This is a genomic window from Streptomyces sp. NPDC026672, from assembly GCF_040638185.1.
Lineage (GTDB): Bacteria > Actinomycetota > Actinomycetes > Streptomycetales > Streptomycetaceae > Streptomyces.
In genome coordinates this window covers 119,007-137,315 of record NZ_JBEZXS010000009.1, presented here as the reverse complement: position 1 = coordinate 137,315, position 18,309 = coordinate 119,007, and the positions used below count along the sequence as shown (strand labels likewise).

Below are 18,309 nucleotides of genomic sequence, written 5' to 3'. Positions count from 1 at the left end.
ACGCGGCCGTCGGATTGTCAGTGGCGCGTGCGAAGGTGGAGACCACTGGGGGAACGCACCACCGAGAAGGGGGCCGCCATGGGTTGGCACCAGGAGCTGCTGATCGGCTTCGACCTGGAGACGACCGGGACCGATCCGCGCGAGGCGCGCGTCGTCACGGGTGCCGTGATCGAGGTCAGGGACGGCCGGTGTCTGGGCAGCCGGGAGTGGCTGGCCGATCCGGGCGTGGAGATCCCGGCGGACGCGGTGGCGGTGCACGGCATCAGCAACGAACGCGCGGTCGCCGAGGGCCGCCCCGCCCACGAGGTCGTGGACGCCATCGCCGACGTCCTGACGACCTATTGGAAGGCGGGTGTCCCGGTCGTCGCCTACAACGCGGCCTTCGACCTCAGCCTGCTCTCCGCCGAACTGCGGCGGCACGCGCTGCCGTCCCTCGCCGACCGGCTCGGCGGCCTCGCGCCGGCCCCGGTCGTCGACCCGTACACCATCGACCGCTGGGTCGACCGCTACCGCCGGGGCAAGCGCAACCTCGAAGCGGTCTGCGCCGAGTACGGCGTGCGGCTCGACTCCGCCCACGACGCCGCGGCCGACGCCCTCGCCGCCGCGCGGCTCGCCTCCGCGATAGCCGACCGCCACCCCAAGATCGCGGCCCTCGGCCCGGCGGAACTGCACCGCCGCCAGATCGAGTGGTACGCGCGGTGGGCGGCGGACTTCCAGGACTTCCTGCGCCGCAAGGGCGACGCGGACGCGGTGGTCGACGCCACCTGGCCGCTGAGGGAACCGACGGACCAACGGGTCTGACCCGGACCGGCGCCGCCGGCCCGCGCGTTCAGAACGCGTACCACCGCACGGTCTCGTCCCCGTCCCGCAGGGATCGCACCCGGCGTTCGAACTCCGCGAGCGCCCCAGGACTGCTCGGGGCGTGCTGGGCCACCCAGGCGCAGCTCGCGGTCTCGCGGGCGCCGCGCAGCACCGAACAGCCCTCCCACTCGCGCACGTCCCAGCCGTAGGCCGCGGTGAAGGCGTCGTAGGCCCCGGTGGGCAGGCCGTAGCGGTCGTGGGACAGGGCCATGACCACCAGGTCGTGCTCGCGCAGATCGGCGGAGAAGGTCTCCAGGTCCATGAGGACCGGCCCGTCGGGACCCACCAGCACGTTGCGCGGCAGCGCGTCGCCGTGGATCGGGCCCGGCGTCAGACGCGGGGTCAGCGCCGCCGCCGCGGCGGCGAAACCGTCCCGCCGCTCGCGCAGGTACGCCGCGTCGGCCGGGGCGATCGTGTCGCCCGCGAGCCGCAGCCAGCGCTCCACACCGCCCAGCAGTTCGCGCGGCGGAAGCCCGAAGGAAGGAGCGGGCAGCGCGTGGACGAGCCGCAGCAGTTCGGCGAGGTCCCGGGGTTCGGCGGGGCGCACCGCGTCGGGCAGCCGGTGCCACACCGTCACCGGACAGCCCTCCACGAGCAGCGGTTCCGGCTCGGCCGCGCGCACCGCGGGCACCTCCGCCTCCGCCAGCCATCCGGCGATCGCCAGCTCGCGGCGCGCCCGGTCCAGGAGTTCGGCGTCCCGGCCCACCTTGACGACCAGGTCCCCGGCGGCGAACACCGCGTTCTCGCCCAGGGCGAGCAGCCGCGCGCCGTCCGGCAGCACCCCCGCCGCGGCCAGTACGTCCCGCGCCCGTGCCTCGTCCATCGTCCGCCTCCGTGATGTGACCCGATGCCGGCCCAGTCTCGCATTCACACAGGTCGGCCCCTGTGCGCGGTCCCTTGACGGGGCGCTCGACCACGACGAACATGAACACGCCAACCACGCCGCAAAGGGGCTGATTCGGTGACATCGGCAACCGAAACGAGCCGTGCGGGGCCACAAGCGCCGAGCGCCACCCGACGGCGGCTCGGCACCGGCCCGGGCATCGGGTACGGCGCCTGGTTCCTGGTCCTGCCCGCCCTGCTGCCGATCCTCGTCCTCAGCGTCGGACCGCTGCTCTACGGGATGCTGCTGGCCTTCACCGACGCCCAGTCCGGCCGCACCGCCGCCACCCGCTGGATCGGCACCCTCAACTTCCGCGACCTGCTCCACGACACCCTGTTCTGGGAGTCCTTCCGCATCGGCCTCGTGTGGGCCGCCTCCGTGACCGCCGCGCAGTTCCTCCTCGCCCTCGGCCTCGCCCTCCTGCTCGACCAGGACCTGCGGCTGCGCCCGCTCGCCCGCGCCCTCGCGATCGTCCCCTGGGCCATGCCCGAGGTCGTCGGCGGCGTCATGTGGCGGCTCGTCTACAACCCGGACGCGGGTGTCCTCAACGAGACCCTGCGCGGCCTCGGCCTCGGCGACGGCCGCGACTGGCTCAGCGGACTCGGCACCGCCCTGCCCGCCGTGATCGCCGTCGGCGTGTGGGCCGGACTGCCCCAGACCACCGTCGCCCTCCTCGCCGGACTCCAGAACACCCCGCGCGAACTCCACGAGGCCGCCGCGGTCGACGGCGCGGGCGCCTGGCGCCGCTTCCGCGCGGTCACCTGGCCCGCCCTGCGCCCGATCGCCCTCGCCGTCTGCGCGCTCAACCTCATCTGGAACGTCAACTCCTTCGCCCTGGTGTACGTGCTCACGGGCGGCGGGCCCGGCGGCCGCACCCGGCTACCGATGCTGTTCGCCTACGAGGAGGCGTTCCGCTACGGCCAGTTCGGCTACGCGGCGGCCATGGGCTGTGTGCTCGTCGCGGTGATCTCGGTCCTGCTCGCCGTGTTCCTGGCGGGCCGGCTGCGAGGAGGCGGGAGCACATGAGGACCCGTCCGGCGGCACGCCTCGGCCAGTACGCGGCGCTGCTCGCCTACCTCGTCTTCCTCGCCTTCCCGTTCCTGTGGCTGGTGTCCACCGCCTTCAAGTCCCCGCGCGAGCTGGGCAGCGCCCACCCCACCTGGATCCCCCGGCACCCGACCCTCGACAACTTCCGGCAGGCGTTCGACGAGCAGCCCCTGCCGCAGGCCGCGCTCAACTCCCTGCTGGCGGCGGCCGGGGCCGCGCTGATCGCCGTACTGCTCGCGACCCCGCTGGCGTACACCGTGGCGCGGCGGCGCTCGGCGCTGTCCCGCGCCGTCACCGGCTGGGTGGTGGTCGGCCAGGCGTTCCCGTTCGTGCTGCTGATCATCCCGCTGTTCCTGGTCCTGAAGACCCTCCGGCTCATCGACTCCGTGCCCGGACTGGTCATGGTGTACGTCGTGTGGGCGCTCCCGTTCGCGCTGTGGATGCTCGTCGGCTACGTCCGCGCGCTCCCCGTCGAACTGGAGGAGGCGGCGGCCGTCGACGGCGCCGGACGGCTGCGGACCCTGGTGTCGGTGACCGCGCCGCTGCTCGCGCCCGGCATCGTCGCCACGGCGCTGTTCGCGTTCGTCACCGCGTGGAACGAGTTCTTCTTCGCGCTGGTCCTGCTCAAGACCCCGGAGAAACAGACCCTGCCCGTGGTCCTCACCCACTTCATCGGCGCGGAGGGCGTCGCCGACCTCGGCCCGCTGGCCGCCGCTGCGTTCCTCGCGACACTGCCCTCGCTGGTGGTGTTCGCGATCGTCCAGCGGCGCATCACGGGCGGCATGCTCGCCGGGGCGGTGCGAGGCTGATGCGGCCCACGACACCCGGCCGCCCCGGTCCCTCCGGCCGCCGTCCCGGTCCCCGCGTCCTCGGTGTCCGCCCCGCCCTGCCGGCCCTGTTCGCCGTGCTCCTGCTGCTCCTCGCGGGCTGCTCGGCGGACGGGGGCGGCACCGGAGGCCGGATCACCCTGCGCTTCCAGTCGCTGGCCTGGCAGCAGGAGTCGGTGGCCGTCAACAAGGAGCTGGTGGCCGAGTGGAACGCGGCCCACCCGGACGTCAGGGTCCAGTACGTGCAGGGCAGTTGGGACAGCGTCCACGACCAGCTGCTCACCGCCTTCGAGGGCGGCGAGGCCCCGGACGTCGTCCACGACGCCTCCGACGACCTCGCCGACTTCGCCTACGGCGGCCGGCTCGCCGACCTGACCGGGCTGCTCTCCCCGCGCCTGAGGGCGTCGATCCCGGAGCGCACCTGGGACACGGCGAGGTTCGGCGACGGGCTCTACGGCGTGCCGTTCCTCCAGGAGCCGCGCGTCCTGATCGCGAACAGCGGGCTGCTGCGCGCCTCGGGCGTGCGCACACCGACCCCCGAACACCCCTGGAGCTGGGCCGAGTTCAGACAGGTCACCGCCCGGCTGAGCGGCGCGGGGCGGTACGGCGTGGCCTGGCCGCTCAAGGAACCCGTCTCCGCGACGCTCAACCTCTCGCTGTCGACGGGCGGGCGGCTGTTCCACCGGGGCCCGGACGGCAGGGTCACCGTGCGCTTCGAGGCGGGCGACCAGGTGGTGCCGCGCACCGTCCACGACCAGGTCGCCGTCGACCGCAGCGCCCCCGGCTCGACCCTGGGCAGCGGCGGCTCGGACACCCTGCCGGGCTTCTTCGCCGGCCGGTACGCCATGGTCCCGCTCGGCTTCTCCTACCGGCAGCAGATCGTGCAGCAGGCACCGGAGGGCTTCGCGTGGCAGGTGCTGCCCGCCCCCGCGGGCGTCGACGGCCTCGCCCAGGGCGTCAGCCCGCAGACCCTGTCCATCGCCGAGGACAGTCCCCACAAGAAGGAGGCCGCCGCCTTCCTGGACTTCCTGCTGCGCCCGCGGAACATGGTCCGCCTGGCCCTCGGCGACTGGATGCTGCCCACCGGGACGGAGGCGCTGAAGGACCCGGCGCTGCACACCACGCGGTACGGCTGGGCCACCGGCACGGCCCTCGCCTCCCGGCTGCGCCCGGCCCCGGCGCAGACCGTGCGCGGTTATCCCGAGTGGAAGGACAAGGTCGCCACGCCGGCCTTCCAGGAGTACTACAGCGGGGCGATCGGCCTCGGTGAACTGCGGCGACGCCTGGAACGGGACGGCAACCTGGTCCTGGCCCGGTACCAGCGCTGACCCGGCTGGGCACCCGCCGTAAATACGATTGCACGAGACGTATCGTCTCGCCTAGGGTCGTCGCCATGACCACTCCCGCCCACATCGCCATGTTCTCCATCGCCGCCCACGGCCATGTGAACCCCGGTCTCGAGGTGATCCGCGAGCTCGTGGCGCGGGGACACCGGGTCACGTACGCGATCCCGCCGGCCCTCCTGGAGAAGGTGGCCGCGACCGGGGCGACCCCCGTGCCGTACACCTCGGTGCTGCCGTCGCCCGACGCCGACCCCTCTGACTGGGGGAGCACGCTCCTCGACAACGTCGAACCCTTCCTGGACGACGCGATCCACGCGCTGCCCCAGCTGATCGCCGCGTACGAGGGCGAGCCGGGTGACGGGGGTGGCGCGGACGGCCGGGACGGTTCGAACGGCCGGGACGGTCGGGCGGGCGGCGTCGGTGTGCCCGACCTCGTGCTGCACGACATCACCTCCTACCCCGCCCGGGTCCTCGCCCACCGCTGGGGTGTGCCCGCGATCTCGCTCTCCCCGAACCTCGTCGCCTGGGACGGCTACGAGGAGGAGGTCGCCGAACCCATGTGGGCCGAGCCCCGCCGCACCGAGCGCGGCCGGGCCTACTACGCCCGCTTCACGGCGTGGCTCGCCGAGAACGGGATCACCCAGCACCCCGACCCGTTCGTCGGCCGCCCCGCCCGGTCCCTCGTGCTCATCCCGAAGGCGCTCCAGCCACACGCGGACCGGGTCGACGAGCGGGTGCACACCTTCGTCGGCGCCTGCCAGGGGGAGCGCGCGGGTGAGGGCGACTGGCGGCGGCCGGAAGGCGCCGAGAAGGTCGTCCTGGTGTCGCTCGGCTCGGCGTTCACCAAACAGCCCGCGTTCTACCGGGAGTGCGTCGCGGCCTTCGCCGGCCTGCCCGGCTGGCACCTGGTCCTCCAGGTCGGCGGGCACGTCGCCCCGGCCGAGCTGGGGGACGTACCGGCGAACGTCGAAGTGCGGTCCTGGGTACCGCAGTTGGCCGTGCTGCGGCAGGCCGACCTGTTCGTCACGCACGCCGGGGCGGGCGGCAGCCAGGAGGGACTGGCCACGGCGACGCCGATGATCGCCGTACCCCAGGCCGTGGACCAGTTCGGCAACGCCGAGATGCTGCGGGCCCTGGGGGTCGCCCGGTGCCTTTCCACCGAGGAGGCCACCGCCGACGCCCTGCGCACCGCCGCCCTCGCCCTCGTCGACGACCCCGAGGTGGCCCACCGCCTGGCGGAGGTCCGGGCCGGCATGGCCGAGGAGGGCGGCACCCGGCGGGCGGCCGACCTGATCGAGGAGGAACTCCGCACCCGGGCATGACGGCCGGCCCGCCGGCCCTGAGCACCGCCCGCCCGGAGCACCACCCACCCCTGGCACCATCCGCCCGGAGCGCACCGCGGGTGTCGCCGCGCGCGGCCGAGGGCCCGTCGGTCTCCCCGTGACCGGCGGGCCCTCGCACGTGGGGCGGGTCAGACCCGCAGCCGCTCCCCGTCCTCGCGCACCGGCGGGGCCGGCGGCTGCGGGGACTCGTCGTGGGTGAGGTCGGGCAGGCGGCGCAGCCACTTCGGCAGGTACCAGTTGCGCTCGCCCAGCAGCGCCATCACCGCCGGGAGCAGCACACCCCGGATGATCGTCGCGTCGATGAGCACCGCCGCCGCGAGTCCCACGCCCATCTGCTTCATGGACTGCATGGACAGCGTTCCGAAGATCGCGAACACGGCGACCATGATGACCGCGGCACTGGTGACGACGCCCGCCGTGGTCACCACACCGTGCTGGATCGCGTCCCGCGTCGTCCGTCCCCGCATCCGCGCCTCACGGATCCGCGACACCACGAACACGTGGTAGTCCATGGACAGCCCGAACAGGATCACGAAGAGGAACAGCGGCAGCCAGGTCACGATCGCGCCGACGCCCTCCGCGCCCACCAGCGACGCGCCCCAGCCGTGCTGGAAGACGGCGACGAGGATGCCGTAGGCGGCGCCCACCGACAGCAGGTTGAGCACGATCGACGTGATCGCGACCGTCAGCGAGCGGAACGACAGCAGCATCAGCAGGAACGCGAACACCACGACGAAGGCGAACACCGGTGCCACGGACCCGACGAGCTGCTCGTTGAAGTCGTGCGAGCCCGCGACCTGCCCGGTGATCGGCGCCTGGACGCCCTCGACCTTGCCGAGCGTGGCCGGCCGCACCTCGTCGCGCAGCTTCTCCAGGCTCTGCGCCGCCCGGTCCATGTCCGACCCGCCGACGAGCGGCACGGAGACGAGTGCGACGTTCTGCGCGTCGTGCAGCTTGATGTCGACCGGGCCGCGCGAGGCCCCCGACTCGACGGCCCGCTGCTTGAAGTCGGCCAGCGCCTGACGCACCTCGGGCGCGTTGACGTCCTTCGCCCGGACCACGACCTCGGCCGGTTCGGAACCGCCCGGGAACGCGTCGTTGAGCCGGTTGTACGTCTGCACGATCGGCAGCTTGTCGCCGAACTCCTGGTCCAGTGTGAGCTGCGAGGTCTTCATGCCGAGCGCGGGCGAGGCGACGGCGAGCAGCGCGCCCACCGCGACGGCCACCGAGAGCACCGGCCGGGCGAGCACACCGCGCAGCACGGCCGTCCAGAAGCGGCTCTCCGAGGGACCGCCGGTGCGGACCCGGCGCCGCAGGAACGGGATCCGCCCCTTCTCGACCCGCTCACCCAGCAGCGACAGCAGCGCCGGCAGCACCGTCACGGAGCCGACCATGGCGACCGCGACGACCATCAGCGAGGCCAGCCCCATCGCCTCGAACTCGGCGAGCCCCGTGAACAGCATGCCCGCCATCGCCACGCACACCGTGACACCGGAGACGACGATCGCCCGGCCGCTGGTCGCGGCGGCGATCCGAAGGGCCGTCCGCGGGTCCCGGCCCGCCTGCCGCTCCTCGCGCTCACGGCGCAGGTAGAACAGGCAGTAGTCGACGCCGACGGCCATGCCGACCAGCAGCATCACGGAGTTGGCGGTGTCGCTCATGGGCTGGAGGTGGCTGACGACGCCCATGAGCCCCATCGTCGCCACGATCGCGGTGATCGCGAGCGCCACCGGCAGCAGCGCGGCCACCAGCGCGCCGAAGGCGATCAGCAGGATGCCCAGCGCGACCGGCACTGCGGAGAGCTCGGCCTTCTGGAAGTCGTTCCCGAAGGCGTCCTGGTACTGCTTGTTCATGCTGGCGCCGCCGATCTCCTCGATCCGCAGCGACCCGTGCTCCTTCTGCACCCCGGCGACCGCGTCCAGCACCGGCTGGACCCGGTCGGCCGCGGTGTCCGCGTCCCCGCGCATGTCGAACCGGACGAGCGCGCTGCGGCCGTCCTTCGAGATGGTCCGGGTGTCGTACGGCGACAGGACGTCGGTGACCCGGCCGGTGCCGTCGACCGCCTTCACGACGTCGGCGACCGCCGCCCGGAACTCCGGGTCCGTGGCCTTCGCCCCGGCGTCCTTCGTCTGGATCAGCACGGTCTCGCCGGCCGGCTCCTTGATGCCCGCGTCGTCGATGATCCGTGCCGCGGTGTGCGTCTCGCCCTTGAGCTGGTCGCTCTCGTCCACGTCGACCCGGCCCGCCGCCGAGCCGAGCCCCATCGCGACGACGACGAACAGCACCCATATGCCGACCGCCGCCCAGCGGTGCCGGGCGCTCCAGATCCCGGCGCGGGCGGCCACCCCCCGTACCCGCGCGTCTGCGTTCCCCATGACGGGCTTGCCCCCTCCGTGCGGTGACGGACCCCGGCCGCCACTCCTGCGCTGCGTTCGCTTCGACGCTAGGGGGCGCGGCTTCCCGACTCCTCGTGCTGCCCGGTGAAGTACGGGGCCGCTCTCTCACCGCTGGGGAGGACGTCGGCCCCTTACACGTATCCGGGCTTCCCCCGGGAGGCCCGTCAGGGTGTCCGTTGCGTCGGCAGACAGCCGCTTTGTGATAACACAACGTTGTTGAACAAGTCACAGCAGCGCGTGGCCGTGTTGCTCAGGGCCGCCGGATCGGCCAGAGTTTCGCCCGGCCCGGACCACGGGCCGCGGACGGCCGTCGTGCCCGCCCCCACGGGGCACGACGGCGGTTCCGCAGTTGTGCCGTTGTGCCGATCCGCCGTTCTGCTGCTCCGTCGTCCCGCCGTTCCGCCGTTCCGCCGTTCTAGGGTGGCCGCATGACGACGACGTACGCGGCGCTGCTGCGCGGCATCAACGTGGGCGGCCGGGCCAGGGTTCCGATGGCCGACCTGCGCGCCCTCATGGACGGCCTCGGGTACGACGGCGTGCGCACCCATCTCCAGAGCGGCCAGGCCGTGTTCACCACTGCGCGGGGCGACGAGGACTCGTTGGCCGCCGAGTTGGCCGGCGCGATCGAGGAGCGGTTCGGCTTCCCGGTCGACGTCCTCGTGCGCGACCACGCCTATCTCCGCGCGATCGTCGACGACTGTCCGTTCCCGGCCGCCGAACTGGAGCCGAAACAGCTCCACGTCACGTACTTCTCCGCACCGGTCGACGAGGAGCGCTTCGCCACCGTCGACCGGGCCGCCCACCTCCCCGAGGAGTTCCGCCTCGGCGACCGGGCGCTCTACCTCTACGCCCCCGACGGCCTCGGCCGCTCCAAGCTCGCCGAACGCCTCTCCGGCGCCCGTGTCACCAAGGGCCTCGTCGCCACCAGCCGCAACTGGAACACCGTGCTCAAACTGGCCGAGCTGACCGCCGGGTGACCTGCGCCGCCCCCGCGCACCCGGGTGTGCGAGGCTCTGGTGCATGCGCTACATCATCATCGGGGCGGGGGCGATCGGCGGGACCGTCGGCGGACGGCTCCTCCAGGCCGGGCACGAGGTCGTCCTGGTCGCGCGGGGCAAGCAGTACGCGGCGCTGACCGAGGGCGGCCTGCGACTGCGGGTGCCCGAGGGCGATCTGACGTTCGGGCCACCCGTCGTCGACGGCCCGCGGGCGCTCGGCACGCTGCGCGCCGACGACGTCCTCCTGCTCGCCGTGAAGACCCAGGACGCCGAGGCGGCCCTGGACGCCTGGGGTCCCGCGCCGGTCGAGGGCGGCGGCACCGCCGCCGAGCGCCTGCCGCTGCTGTGCGCGCAGAACGGCGTCGAGAGCCAGCGCCTCGCCCTGCGCCGCTTCCGGCACGTGTACGGCGTCTGCGTGTGGCTGCCCTCGACGTTCGTGGAACCCGGCGTCGTCTCCGCCGCGGGTTCCCCGCTCACCGGCATCCTCCACCTCGGCCGCCACCCCCACGGCACCGACGACACCCTGCGGCGCATCGCCGCCGACCTGGAGACCGCCCGCTTCGCGGCGCCCGTCGTCGCGGACGTCTCCCGCTGGCAGTACGCCAAGCTGCTCTCCAACCTCGCCAACGCCCTGGAGGCCGTCGCCGGACCGGTGGACGGCGACGCGGCACGGGCGCTGTACGCGCGGGTGCGGGCCGAGGGCGAGGCCGTGTTCGACGCCGCCGGGATCGCGTACGCGAGCACCGAGGAGGAGGCCGCCGCACGCGGCTCCCGGATCACCCTGGTGCCGCTGGACGACGTCCCGCGCGGCGGCGGTTCCTCCTGGCAGTCCCTCGTCCGGGGCACCGGCACCATCGAGGCCGACTACCTCAACGGCGAGGTCGTCCTGCTCGGCCGGCTCCACGGCGTACCCACCCCCCTCAACGAACTCCTCCAACACCTCGCCAACACCTTCGCCCACACCCGCCGTCCGCCGGGCTCGATGCCGATGACCGACCTGGTCGCACTGGCGGACGAGGCGGTGGCGTTGTCCGGGGGGTAGTCCGGGAGTTGGGGTCGGGTCAGTCGATCTCGGCGTCGAAATCGGGAACGGGCTCCCCCTTCCAGCGGGCGAGCCACACCCGCATCATGAGCCTCCGTGACACGGGGTCCGTCGGATCGAACACGTGCTGTCTGTGGACGAAGATCTCAAACCCGGGCCCGCTGCCCCCGTCCTCCCATCCCAGGACCAGGACGTCGCCGATCTCGGTGATTCCTTGGTCGCATGCCTGACACCACCGATGGACGTGCGGCTTACGCACCGTGTTTCCCTCGTACGACCAGGACCCGCAGCACGACCCGATACGCCACGGGGCCAGGCCCCAGAAGCGCTGGGTCATCGGGGTCGGTGATCACCTTGTCGCAGCCCCTGCATACGTCGATCGTCACGACAGCACCTCGTAGTAGCGCGCCAGCAGTTGGAGCGAGCGCGCCAACCGGCGGGCGTGGACGACCCGTTGAAGCAGCTCGGGACCGGGGTCGACGTCCAGCCGCTTGCGGGCGCCGTCGACGGTCACCAACGCCCCGTACCCGAGGATGGAGTCCTCCCCGAAGCGCTCTGCCAGGCGTTGTACCTCGGACATGAGCACGCCCAAGTGGGCGGGGATTTGGAGCATGAGCTGATCAAGCTCAGCCGCAGACGGCGGCAGTGCTTCGGGGCCGTCGTCGGGACGGACCAGGTGCCGGGCGGCCCGGCGTATGGTCAGTAGATCGACAGTGGCAACGGACGGCGGACGGTGAGTACCTTGCACGCGTCGACTCCTTGCAGTCGGCCAAGCCCCGGGGCCGGTCGCGCGGTTGCCGGGGCACTGTCCGACTTATGCAATCGAGGCGCCACACGCGGTGACAGGGACGCGGCGTCCTACTTTCCCGACGCTATTCGGCGACGCCCAAGAACTCTGCCAACGCCCGTAGCCCGGCAGGACGGTTGGGGAGCGACCACAGATCGCGCACGATCGCCACGGCCAACGTGTGATGCCGCATCCACGTCGGCGCGACCCTGCGCAGGGATTCCAACGTCTTCACGGCCCCGGGCGCATCCCCGAGGTCGGTGTGCGCGCGGGCCACGTCCAGCAGCAGCCACGTGCGCCACGACGGCGGCGTGTCGTTGCTCAGGCGCATGCCTTTCGCCAGGCCGAGGGCATCCTCCGGGTGCCCGTACTGGACGGCCAGGCGGACGCGCTCGATACGGACCGACGACGGGCTGAACACGCTCACCATGCGGTTGTCGCCGCCGTCGGGCAGCTTGGAGACCCGCCCGGCCTCCGTCTCGGCCACCGCCATCATCTCGGCCGCGCGTCCGTAGTCGCCGCTCCGGGCAGCCGACGTGGCGGCGCTCATGGTGAGTCCTCCCCACACCTTCAGCCCGGCGGCAGTGCCTGTGTGACCCGCCTGCTTCATGCGGTCGGCGGCCCGGACCGCTATGTGGAGTGCGTCCTTCAGACGCCCCTGACGCTGGTACGTCCACGCCAGCGAGTTGACGATCATGGGTACGAGCAGCGGATCGGAAGACCGCTCGGCCGCGTCGATCGCGCGCTCCAAGCTCATCAGGGCGAGGTCGGTCTTGCCCATGCGGACAGCGACGTGCCCGGCGAGCTGAAGCACCTTGCCGAGGGCCGCGTACCCGCCCTGCCGGTCGTCGTCGCTGCCGTGTGCCGAGGCGGACCGCGCGTCCGCGATCAGGTCGGGGAGCGCCTTCATGACGGCGTCGAACTCGGCCGTGTGGTAGTGGGTCCATCCTTCGGCGATCTGCCCCCGCAGGTGATCAAGGGAGAACCCGGGATCCACCGGAGCCGGCGACGGCCCCCACAACACCGGCATGACGGCCCGGCGGACGGCCACGAAGCGGGGGCCGTCCGTCTCACCGGACGAAGCGGCCGGGGGGTCTCCGAGCAGCGTGGTGAGTTCGACTCCGAGGGCGTTGGCGAGCGCGTGGAGCGTGGGCAGACGGGCGGAGTGCTTACGCCGCTGTTCGAGCTGACGGATCACATCGACGGACACGTCGGACCGATCGGCCAGTTCCTCCTGGGTGAGGTCGGCCAGGCGCCGGAGCCTTCGGAGGGTCTTGCCGAGGTGTTCGTTGCTCGCCACGCTGCCACGGTACCGCCCGCGAGTTTGCTTGCTCAGCCGTCGCCGAGGTGATCATTTCCCAGGTCGGCACGCGGGGAAGGCTCGGGAGACGGGTCTCCGGTCGGAACCGGGGCGGGACGTCCGGCCGGAACCGGCCCATGGTCAGATGTCCTGAGCGAGACCCCGACGAGGAAGGGAAGTCGACGCGGTGGACGGGAGTGTGGGTGGGGCGGCCGAGTTGTTGGCGGTGCGGTTCGAGGTGGACCGGCCGCATCTGACGGCCGTGGCACGGCGGTTGCTCGGCTCGGCGGGGGAGGCCGACGACGCGGTGCAGGACGCCTGGCTGCGCGCCCGCCGGGCCGACCTGACCGGCGTGGAGAACCTCACCGGCTGGCTCACCACCGTCGTGACCCGCGTCTGCCTCAACCAGCTCCGCACTCGCCGCGCCCGCCGCGAGGAGCCCCTGGAGGCCGCGCCCGAGCGCGCGGAACCGGACACGGGCGGCGACCCGGCGCGGGAGGCGCTGCTCGCGGACGAGGTCGGTGTGGCCCTGCTGGTCGTCCTGGACACGCTGTCCCCGGCCGAGCGGGTCGCCTTCGTGCTGCACGACATGTTCGCCGTCCCCTTCGAGGACATCGCCCCGCTCGTCGAGAAGACCCCGGCCGCCACCCGGCAGTTGGCCAGCCGGGCCCGGCGCCGCGTCCGGGGGCGCGCACCCGGGGACGCGGAGACACCGGGCCCCGGGGCCTCGGGGACGCCAGGGCGTGATCCCGGACGGGCGCGCAAGGCCGTCGAGGCGTTCCTCGCCGCCACCCGCGGCGGGAACCTGGAGGCCCTGGTCGCGCTGCTCGACCCGGACGTGGTGCTGCGCGCCGACGCGCTGGTGATCCCCACACCGGAGGCGGTCACCGTGCGCGGCGCCGAGCGGGTCGCCCGGGGTGCCATGGCCGCCGTGGCACGGGCGCAGTTCACCGGACTCGCCCTGCTGGACGGTGAGTTCGGCCTGGTCATGGCGCCGTTCGGCCGGCTGCGGCTGGTCCTCGCCTTCACCGTCGAGGACGGGCTGATCACCGGGATCGACGTCGTCGCCGAGCCCGCGCGGCTCGCCGCGGTCGAGATCGCCGCGGTCGAGATCGGCGTGGTCGAGGAGGGCCGCTGAGGGGCGGACCCCTCCTGTGTCCGGCGGTGACCGAAATTCGCCCCCTGACGGTGGGTCACCGGCAGTCCCGTGTGACATCGGCGGCGCCATCGACGCTGTACAGAAAGCCGTTACCGATCAGGTGACGGCCCTTCGGTCGGCCGCGGTCCGGTAGCACAGGGGAGTACCGGACCGTGGCCTTCTGCCGTACTTGACGGCCTTCCGGGGCGAACCCGAGTGAACACCGCGACAAGCCCCGCCGGTTGTCCCTAGGGTGAGGCCCGCCGTACACCAGGGCGGGAGAGGCGGGTGCGCGGCTCCCGTGCGCATGGCCGCGAAAGCGCTGCCCGGGGAACACGAACACGCCAATGTGCCGGGATCAGGAGCGAGGACAGGGCATGAGCACGTACAACTTCCACGGCGACGTCGACGGGCTCGGCGACCACGGCCCCGTCGAGAGGGACCACCGCGCGGACCCGGTGGTCGTGCTGCGGCTCGCGGAACAACTCGTCGACCGGGTACGTGAGGAGGCACCCGCGCTCATCGGCTACGCCGAGATCATCCGCGACGAGCTGACCCAGGCCGCTCCCGACGGACGCGGCGCCAACCTGGGCCGCATCCGGTCCTCCCTGGAGATGATCTGCGTGAACGTCCTGGCCGGCACCGGCTCCCTGGCGCTGGTACGGCGGCTGAACACCCTACTGCGCCTGTGAACAACCGGGCCCCGCCGCGCGGGGCCCGACACGACGACGTGGCCCCGGGCCCGCTCGGCCGGTCCGGTCGCCCGGCCCTGCCGGCGGGCCGGGGCGCTTGGTCCGGTCGGCCGGTTCGGCAACCTGGTCCGGCGACCTGGTCCGGCGACTTGGTTCAGCGCGTGGCGCCGTCGAGTGACGCGGTCGAGTGACGTGGTCGCCCGAATCCGTCGCCCCGCCCACTCACACGGTCCGCCCACCCGCTCCGCCCACCCGCTCCGCTCACCCGGTCAAGTCTCGCCCCCGGTCGGTCACTTGGTCCTTGGACGGCCCGTGAAGCGGCCCGTGAGTCGGCCGAGGGCGCTCGGGCGGTTCCAGGTGCGGAACGCGTCCAGCTTGCCGCGGCCCGCCCGTTCCAACTCCTTCTCGACCACGGCCGTGTCCCCGGCGGACAGCCCCCGCACGACCGGCCGCAGCACCTTCGTCAGCAGCGTCTGCCGGGTCGTGTCCCAGACGGGATGCGTGCCCGGATAGGCGCTCCAGTCGCAGAAACAGGCGGCGACGTACGCCGGGCGGTCGCGCAGCAGTTCGGCGACCCCGTCGGCGCGGGCCGCACGTTCGTAGGCCCCCAGCAGTCCCGGATCGCCGCGCCGGGCGAGGGCGTACAGCTCGCTCTCGGGGGCCGGCGCCGCCAGCAGACGGTCGGCGAGCGCGTCGAAGGCCCGTTCCAGGACCGGCGTCGGGACGGGCCCCGGGGCTTCGTCCCGCAGCGTCAGCACCCGGCCCACCCAGTCCTCGCCCCCGGCACCGCTGCCCAACTGCCCCGCGTACTCCAGCAGGACGAGCGACGCACGGTCCGCGGGGCGCAGCTCGGCGGTGAACGAGCGCAGCAGGTCCGTCGCGAGGGCCGGTACGTCGGGGTCGTCGGCCGGTGCGGCGAGGGCGGCGCCGAGCAGCAGATCGCGCGTGCCCGCCACCCGGTGGGCGTCCGAGCCGAGTTGGTTCAGCAGGGCGCCCGCCTCCCGGCCGGTGGGCGGGCGGTCCGGCCACACCAGGCGGAACGCGGTGCGCAGGACGGCGGGTTCGGCGTGCGGGGAGACACCGGCGGTGCGGAGCATGGCGTGGAACCGGTCGAGACGGTCCGCCCGGCCCCCGTCCTCGTCCCCGTCCACGACCTCCCCACCGCCCGGGTCCGCGCCCGCGCCGACGCACATCCGCAGGTGCGGGAACGCGGTCTCCGCCTCGACGGGCAGCCCCGCACCCGCCAACCGCCGTGCGACCGACGGCGGATCGGTGGCGGCGTGGGTGTCCAGGGCGCCGAAGAGGGCGATGCGCAGGGCCGGATGGTCGCGTACGGCGTCCAGGAGCGCCGGGGGACAGAGAGGGCCGCCCGTCCCGGGCACGGGGCGCACGGCGCCGTCGGCGGGCGGGGCGCCGTCCACCGCGTCGGCCGGCCCCGGTGTCCCGTCGGTGTCCACCATCGCGCGGGCCAGGCGGGCCGCGAACTCCGGGAGTTCGTCCTGGCAGTCCACGTCCAGCAGATCGGCGACGCGCAGCAGGGCCAGCGGGCGGCCGGTCGCGGGCACGGTGGTGTCGGCGATGCCGGCCCGCAGGTCGTAGGCGAGGTCCCGGGCGAGTTCGGCGCGGGCCGCGGCGGTCAGCGTCCCGGGCCGCACCGAGGGCACCGGGCCCCGTCCGAGCACCGCCGAGGCCAGTACGCGTGCGGCGAGCGGAGCGGACACGGCGGTCGGCACCCGCCCGTCGATGCGCTCCGACAGCGCGGCGAGGGCGGGGGCCTCGTCGTACGGGGACTCGCCCGGGACGCCGTCGGCCGGTCGCCCGTTGCTCAACTCCTCGACGAGCCGCCGAAGTCGGTCCTCCGGGAGCGTCGAGGCGTGCTCGGTCGCCCAACCGGCCGCCGCCGCACGGGAGTCGGAGCGCAGCGCGACGCCCTCGGCGAGGGCGAGGGCCGCGAGGGCCCCCGGATCGGCCGCCGCGTCGAACAGGTCGGGACGTCCCGCGCACCAGACGCGGGCGCACAGATCGGCCCAGGCGTCGGTGACCGGTCCGGCGGCGGGGCCGGCGGTGCAGTCGTGGACGCGGAACCGGGGGTCGTGCCCGGCCGGTTCGGACGACGGCAGCGCCCCGACGATCTGCTGCGGCGCCCGGAGGGGGTGGCGGGTGTACGTCGTGAAGGTCAGCCGGTGCGCCTGCTCGCGGGGCAGCACCGCGCAGGCCAGGGCGATCCACTGGGCGACGTCCGAGCTGTCCCGCTCCACCACGACGAGGCGCGGGGCGCCGTCCGGTTTGGCCACGAGGGCGCGCAGGTCGGCGAAGAACGGCGCCAGCCGCTCCGTGCGGGACCGGGCGAACACCACCAGGGCCTCCCGGCGCAGCAGCCCGGACGGCTCGAACCGGTCGACGGGCGCGGGGCGCCGGTCCTCCGGCGGGGTGTCGGCCCAGCGCGGCGACTCCCACGCGGTGATCGGCAACGCCCCGTCCGGCAGCCGCGCCCCGTCCGGCAGATGAACGGCGTGGGCGTGAAATCTCCCCCACCGCCCGCCGTACACGCTGCGACTCAACAGCCGCCCGCCACCGGGGAGTCCACTGAAGGAGAGGGCCTTCGGAAACCCCTCGGCCCGCGCGGCGTCCGCCCGGCCGGGACCGTCCCGCCCGTCCCGCGGCGGCTCGTACACGACGAGCCCCTCCGCCGCCCGCACCACGTCCTCGGGCACCTCTACGTCGACCGCGACGAACCCGGCCTCCCCGGAGGAGTAAAACAACTGCGCGAGGCCCACGCACCCACCTTCCCCGACCACGGCAGGCAGCCGAGAACCACCACCGCACCGCACACAAGAACTCCGAGCCCGAGGCAGCGTACCGACCGAACCCACCCCACCCCGCATCGGGAGGGAACCCGGGGCGGGTTCTCAGGCGCCCAGGGCCGTCAACGTGGTGGCCGCGGATTCGTCGTAGCGGGTCAGGAGGAGGTGGGCCATTTCGGGGGAAGGGCCCAGGACGTCGGCGAGGACGTCGGCGTGGGTCGCGCCGTGGGCGATGCGGTCGGGGAGGCGGCCGGGGGCCAGGACGTAGGGGGCCACCGCCACGCGTTCGCAGCCGAGGGCGCGCAGTTCGCGTACCGCGTCCTCCGTGCGGGGCGGCGACGCGGAGGCGAACGCCGGCAGCACCGCGTGCCAGCCCGTGTGCCACCACTCCCGTGCGAGGCGGGCGATCACCGCGCGCGCCTCCGGGTCGGTGGAGCCCGCCGAGGCCAGCACCACCCCGGTGGAGGGCTTGTCGGCGGGGCTCAACCCCGCCTCGTACAGGCGCCGTTCCAGCGCGGTGAGGAGCAGCGGGGACGGGCCGAGGACCTCGGCCTGCCGGATCCGCAGCCGGGCCGGGGCCGCCCGCAGCACCGCCGGGATGTCTGCCTTCGCGTGGAACGCGCGCGTCAGCAGCAGCGGCAGGGCGACGACGTCCCGTACGCCCTCCGCCGCCAGCGACTCCAGGACCCCGTGCACCGACGGGACGTTGAAGTCGAGGAACCCGGTCTCCACCCGCAGCCCCGGCCGCAGCGACCGTACCCGCCGCACCAGGGCGTGCACGGTCGCGGCGTGCCGCGGATCGCGGCTGCCGTGGGCGACGAGGAGGAGGACCGGAGCGCTCATGGCCG

Annotated in this window: 14 protein-coding genes and 1 pseudogene; 9 read left to right on the top strand and 6 right to left on the bottom strand. The window is 73.7% G+C overall.

Annotation, left to right across the window (positions count from 1 at the left end; all coding sequences use genetic code 11):
• Positions 1-78 precede the first annotated feature (78 nt).
• Positions 79-801, top strand: coding sequence for a 3'-5' exonuclease (locus AB0F77_RS13165; protein WP_361946178.1), 723 nt, complete (start codon positions 79-81; stop codon positions 799-801).
• Between the two features lie 28 nt (positions 802-829).
• Here AB0F77_RS13165 and AB0F77_RS13160 read toward each other — a convergent pair whose 3' ends face one another.
• Complete coding sequence (locus AB0F77_RS13160) at positions 830-1,684, bottom strand: aminoglycoside phosphotransferase family protein (RefSeq protein ID WP_361946175.1); 855 nt, start codon at positions 1,682-1,684, stop codon at positions 830-832.
• Positions 1,685-1,903: 219 nt separating this feature from the next.
• On the opposite strand from AB0F77_RS13160, the gene AB0F77_RS13155 reads away from it, so the two are divergent.
• From AB0F77_RS13155 to AB0F77_RS13140, 4 genes and pseudogenes are all read left to right on the top strand, one after another.
• Positions 1,904-2,770: a sugar ABC transporter permease gene (locus AB0F77_RS13155; protein ID WP_361946501.1), complete on the top strand. Its 867-nt coding sequence runs from the start codon at positions 1,904-1,906 to the stop codon at positions 2,768-2,770.
• Positions 2,767-3,600 (top strand): carbohydrate ABC transporter permease, encoded by an 834-nt coding sequence (locus AB0F77_RS13150; protein ID WP_361946172.1) that lies wholly within the window; start codon positions 2,767-2,769, stop codon positions 3,598-3,600. Before AB0F77_RS13155 ends, AB0F77_RS13150 begins: the two co-directional genes overlap by 4 nt.
• The gene (locus tag AB0F77_RS13145) at positions 3,600-4,946 is read left to right on the top strand and encodes an extracellular solute-binding protein (RefSeq protein ID WP_361946169.1); all 1,347 of its coding nucleotides are present in this window, start codon (positions 3,600-3,602) and stop codon (positions 4,944-4,946) included. The genes AB0F77_RS13150 and AB0F77_RS13145 overlap by 1 nt, the downstream gene beginning before the upstream one ends.
• 22 nt (positions 4,947-4,968) lie before the next feature.
• Positions 4,969-6,283 (top strand): annotated as a pseudogene (locus tag AB0F77_RS13140) (macrolide family glycosyltransferase).
• Between the two features lie 149 nt (positions 6,284-6,432).
• Here the strand turns inward: AB0F77_RS13140 and AB0F77_RS13135 are convergent.
• A complete protein-coding gene (locus tag AB0F77_RS13135; RefSeq protein WP_361946166.1) occupies positions 6,433-8,679 on the bottom strand; it encodes an MMPL family transporter in 2,247 nt (748 codons plus the stop codon).
• A gap of 449 nt (positions 8,680-9,128) precedes the next feature.
• Between AB0F77_RS13135 and AB0F77_RS13130 the strand changes: the two genes are divergently transcribed.
• A complete protein-coding gene (locus AB0F77_RS13130) occupies positions 9,129-9,677 on the top strand; it encodes a DUF1697 domain-containing protein (RefSeq protein WP_361946163.1) in 549 nt (182 codons plus the stop codon).
• Positions 9,678-9,720: 43 nt separating this feature from the next.
• A complete protein-coding gene (locus AB0F77_RS13125; protein WP_361946160.1) occupies positions 9,721-10,740 on the top strand; it encodes a 2-dehydropantoate 2-reductase N-terminal domain-containing protein in 1,020 nt (339 codons plus the stop codon).
• A gap of 382 nt (positions 10,741-11,122) precedes the next feature.
• Here the strand turns inward: AB0F77_RS13125 and AB0F77_RS13120 are convergent, their stop codons facing one another.
• Both AB0F77_RS13120 and AB0F77_RS13115 read right to left on the bottom strand, forming a co-directional pair.
• Positions 11,123-11,488: a DUF6415 family natural product biosynthesis protein gene (locus AB0F77_RS13120; RefSeq protein WP_361946157.1), complete on the bottom strand. Its 366-nt coding sequence runs from the start codon at positions 11,486-11,488 to the stop codon at positions 11,123-11,125.
• Positions 11,489-11,612: 124 nt separating this feature from the next.
• On the bottom strand, positions 11,613-12,827 hold the full coding sequence (locus tag AB0F77_RS13115) for a helix-turn-helix domain-containing protein (RefSeq protein ID WP_361946154.1): 1,215 nt from the start codon (positions 12,825-12,827) through the stop codon (positions 11,613-11,615).
• A 187-nt stretch (positions 12,828-13,014) separates the two neighbouring features.
• On the opposite strand from AB0F77_RS13115, the gene AB0F77_RS13110 reads away from it, so the two are divergent.
• Both AB0F77_RS13110 and AB0F77_RS13105 read left to right on the top strand, forming a co-directional pair.
• Entirely contained in the window at positions 13,015-13,965 is a 951-nt protein-coding gene (locus tag AB0F77_RS13110) for a sigma-70 family RNA polymerase sigma factor (protein ID WP_361946151.1), read from the top strand.
• Positions 13,966-14,342: 377 nt separating this feature from the next.
• Positions 14,343-14,657: a hypothetical protein gene (locus tag AB0F77_RS13105; protein ID WP_361946148.1), complete on the top strand. Its 315-nt coding sequence runs from the start codon at positions 14,343-14,345 to the stop codon at positions 14,655-14,657.
• Between the two features lie 290 nt (positions 14,658-14,947).
• Here the strand turns inward: AB0F77_RS13105 and AB0F77_RS13100 are convergent, their stop codons facing one another.
• Both AB0F77_RS13100 and AB0F77_RS13095 read right to left on the bottom strand, forming a co-directional pair.
• Complete coding sequence (locus AB0F77_RS13100; RefSeq protein WP_361946145.1) at positions 14,948-17,434, bottom strand: GTPase-associated protein 1-related protein; 2,487 nt, start codon at positions 17,432-17,434, stop codon at positions 14,948-14,950.
• Positions 17,435-17,566: 132 nt separating this feature from the next.
• On the bottom strand, positions 17,567-18,304 hold the full coding sequence (locus tag AB0F77_RS13095; RefSeq protein ID WP_361946142.1) for a sirohydrochlorin chelatase: 738 nt from the start codon (positions 18,302-18,304) through the stop codon (positions 17,567-17,569).
• Positions 18,305-18,309 lie beyond the last annotated feature (5 nt).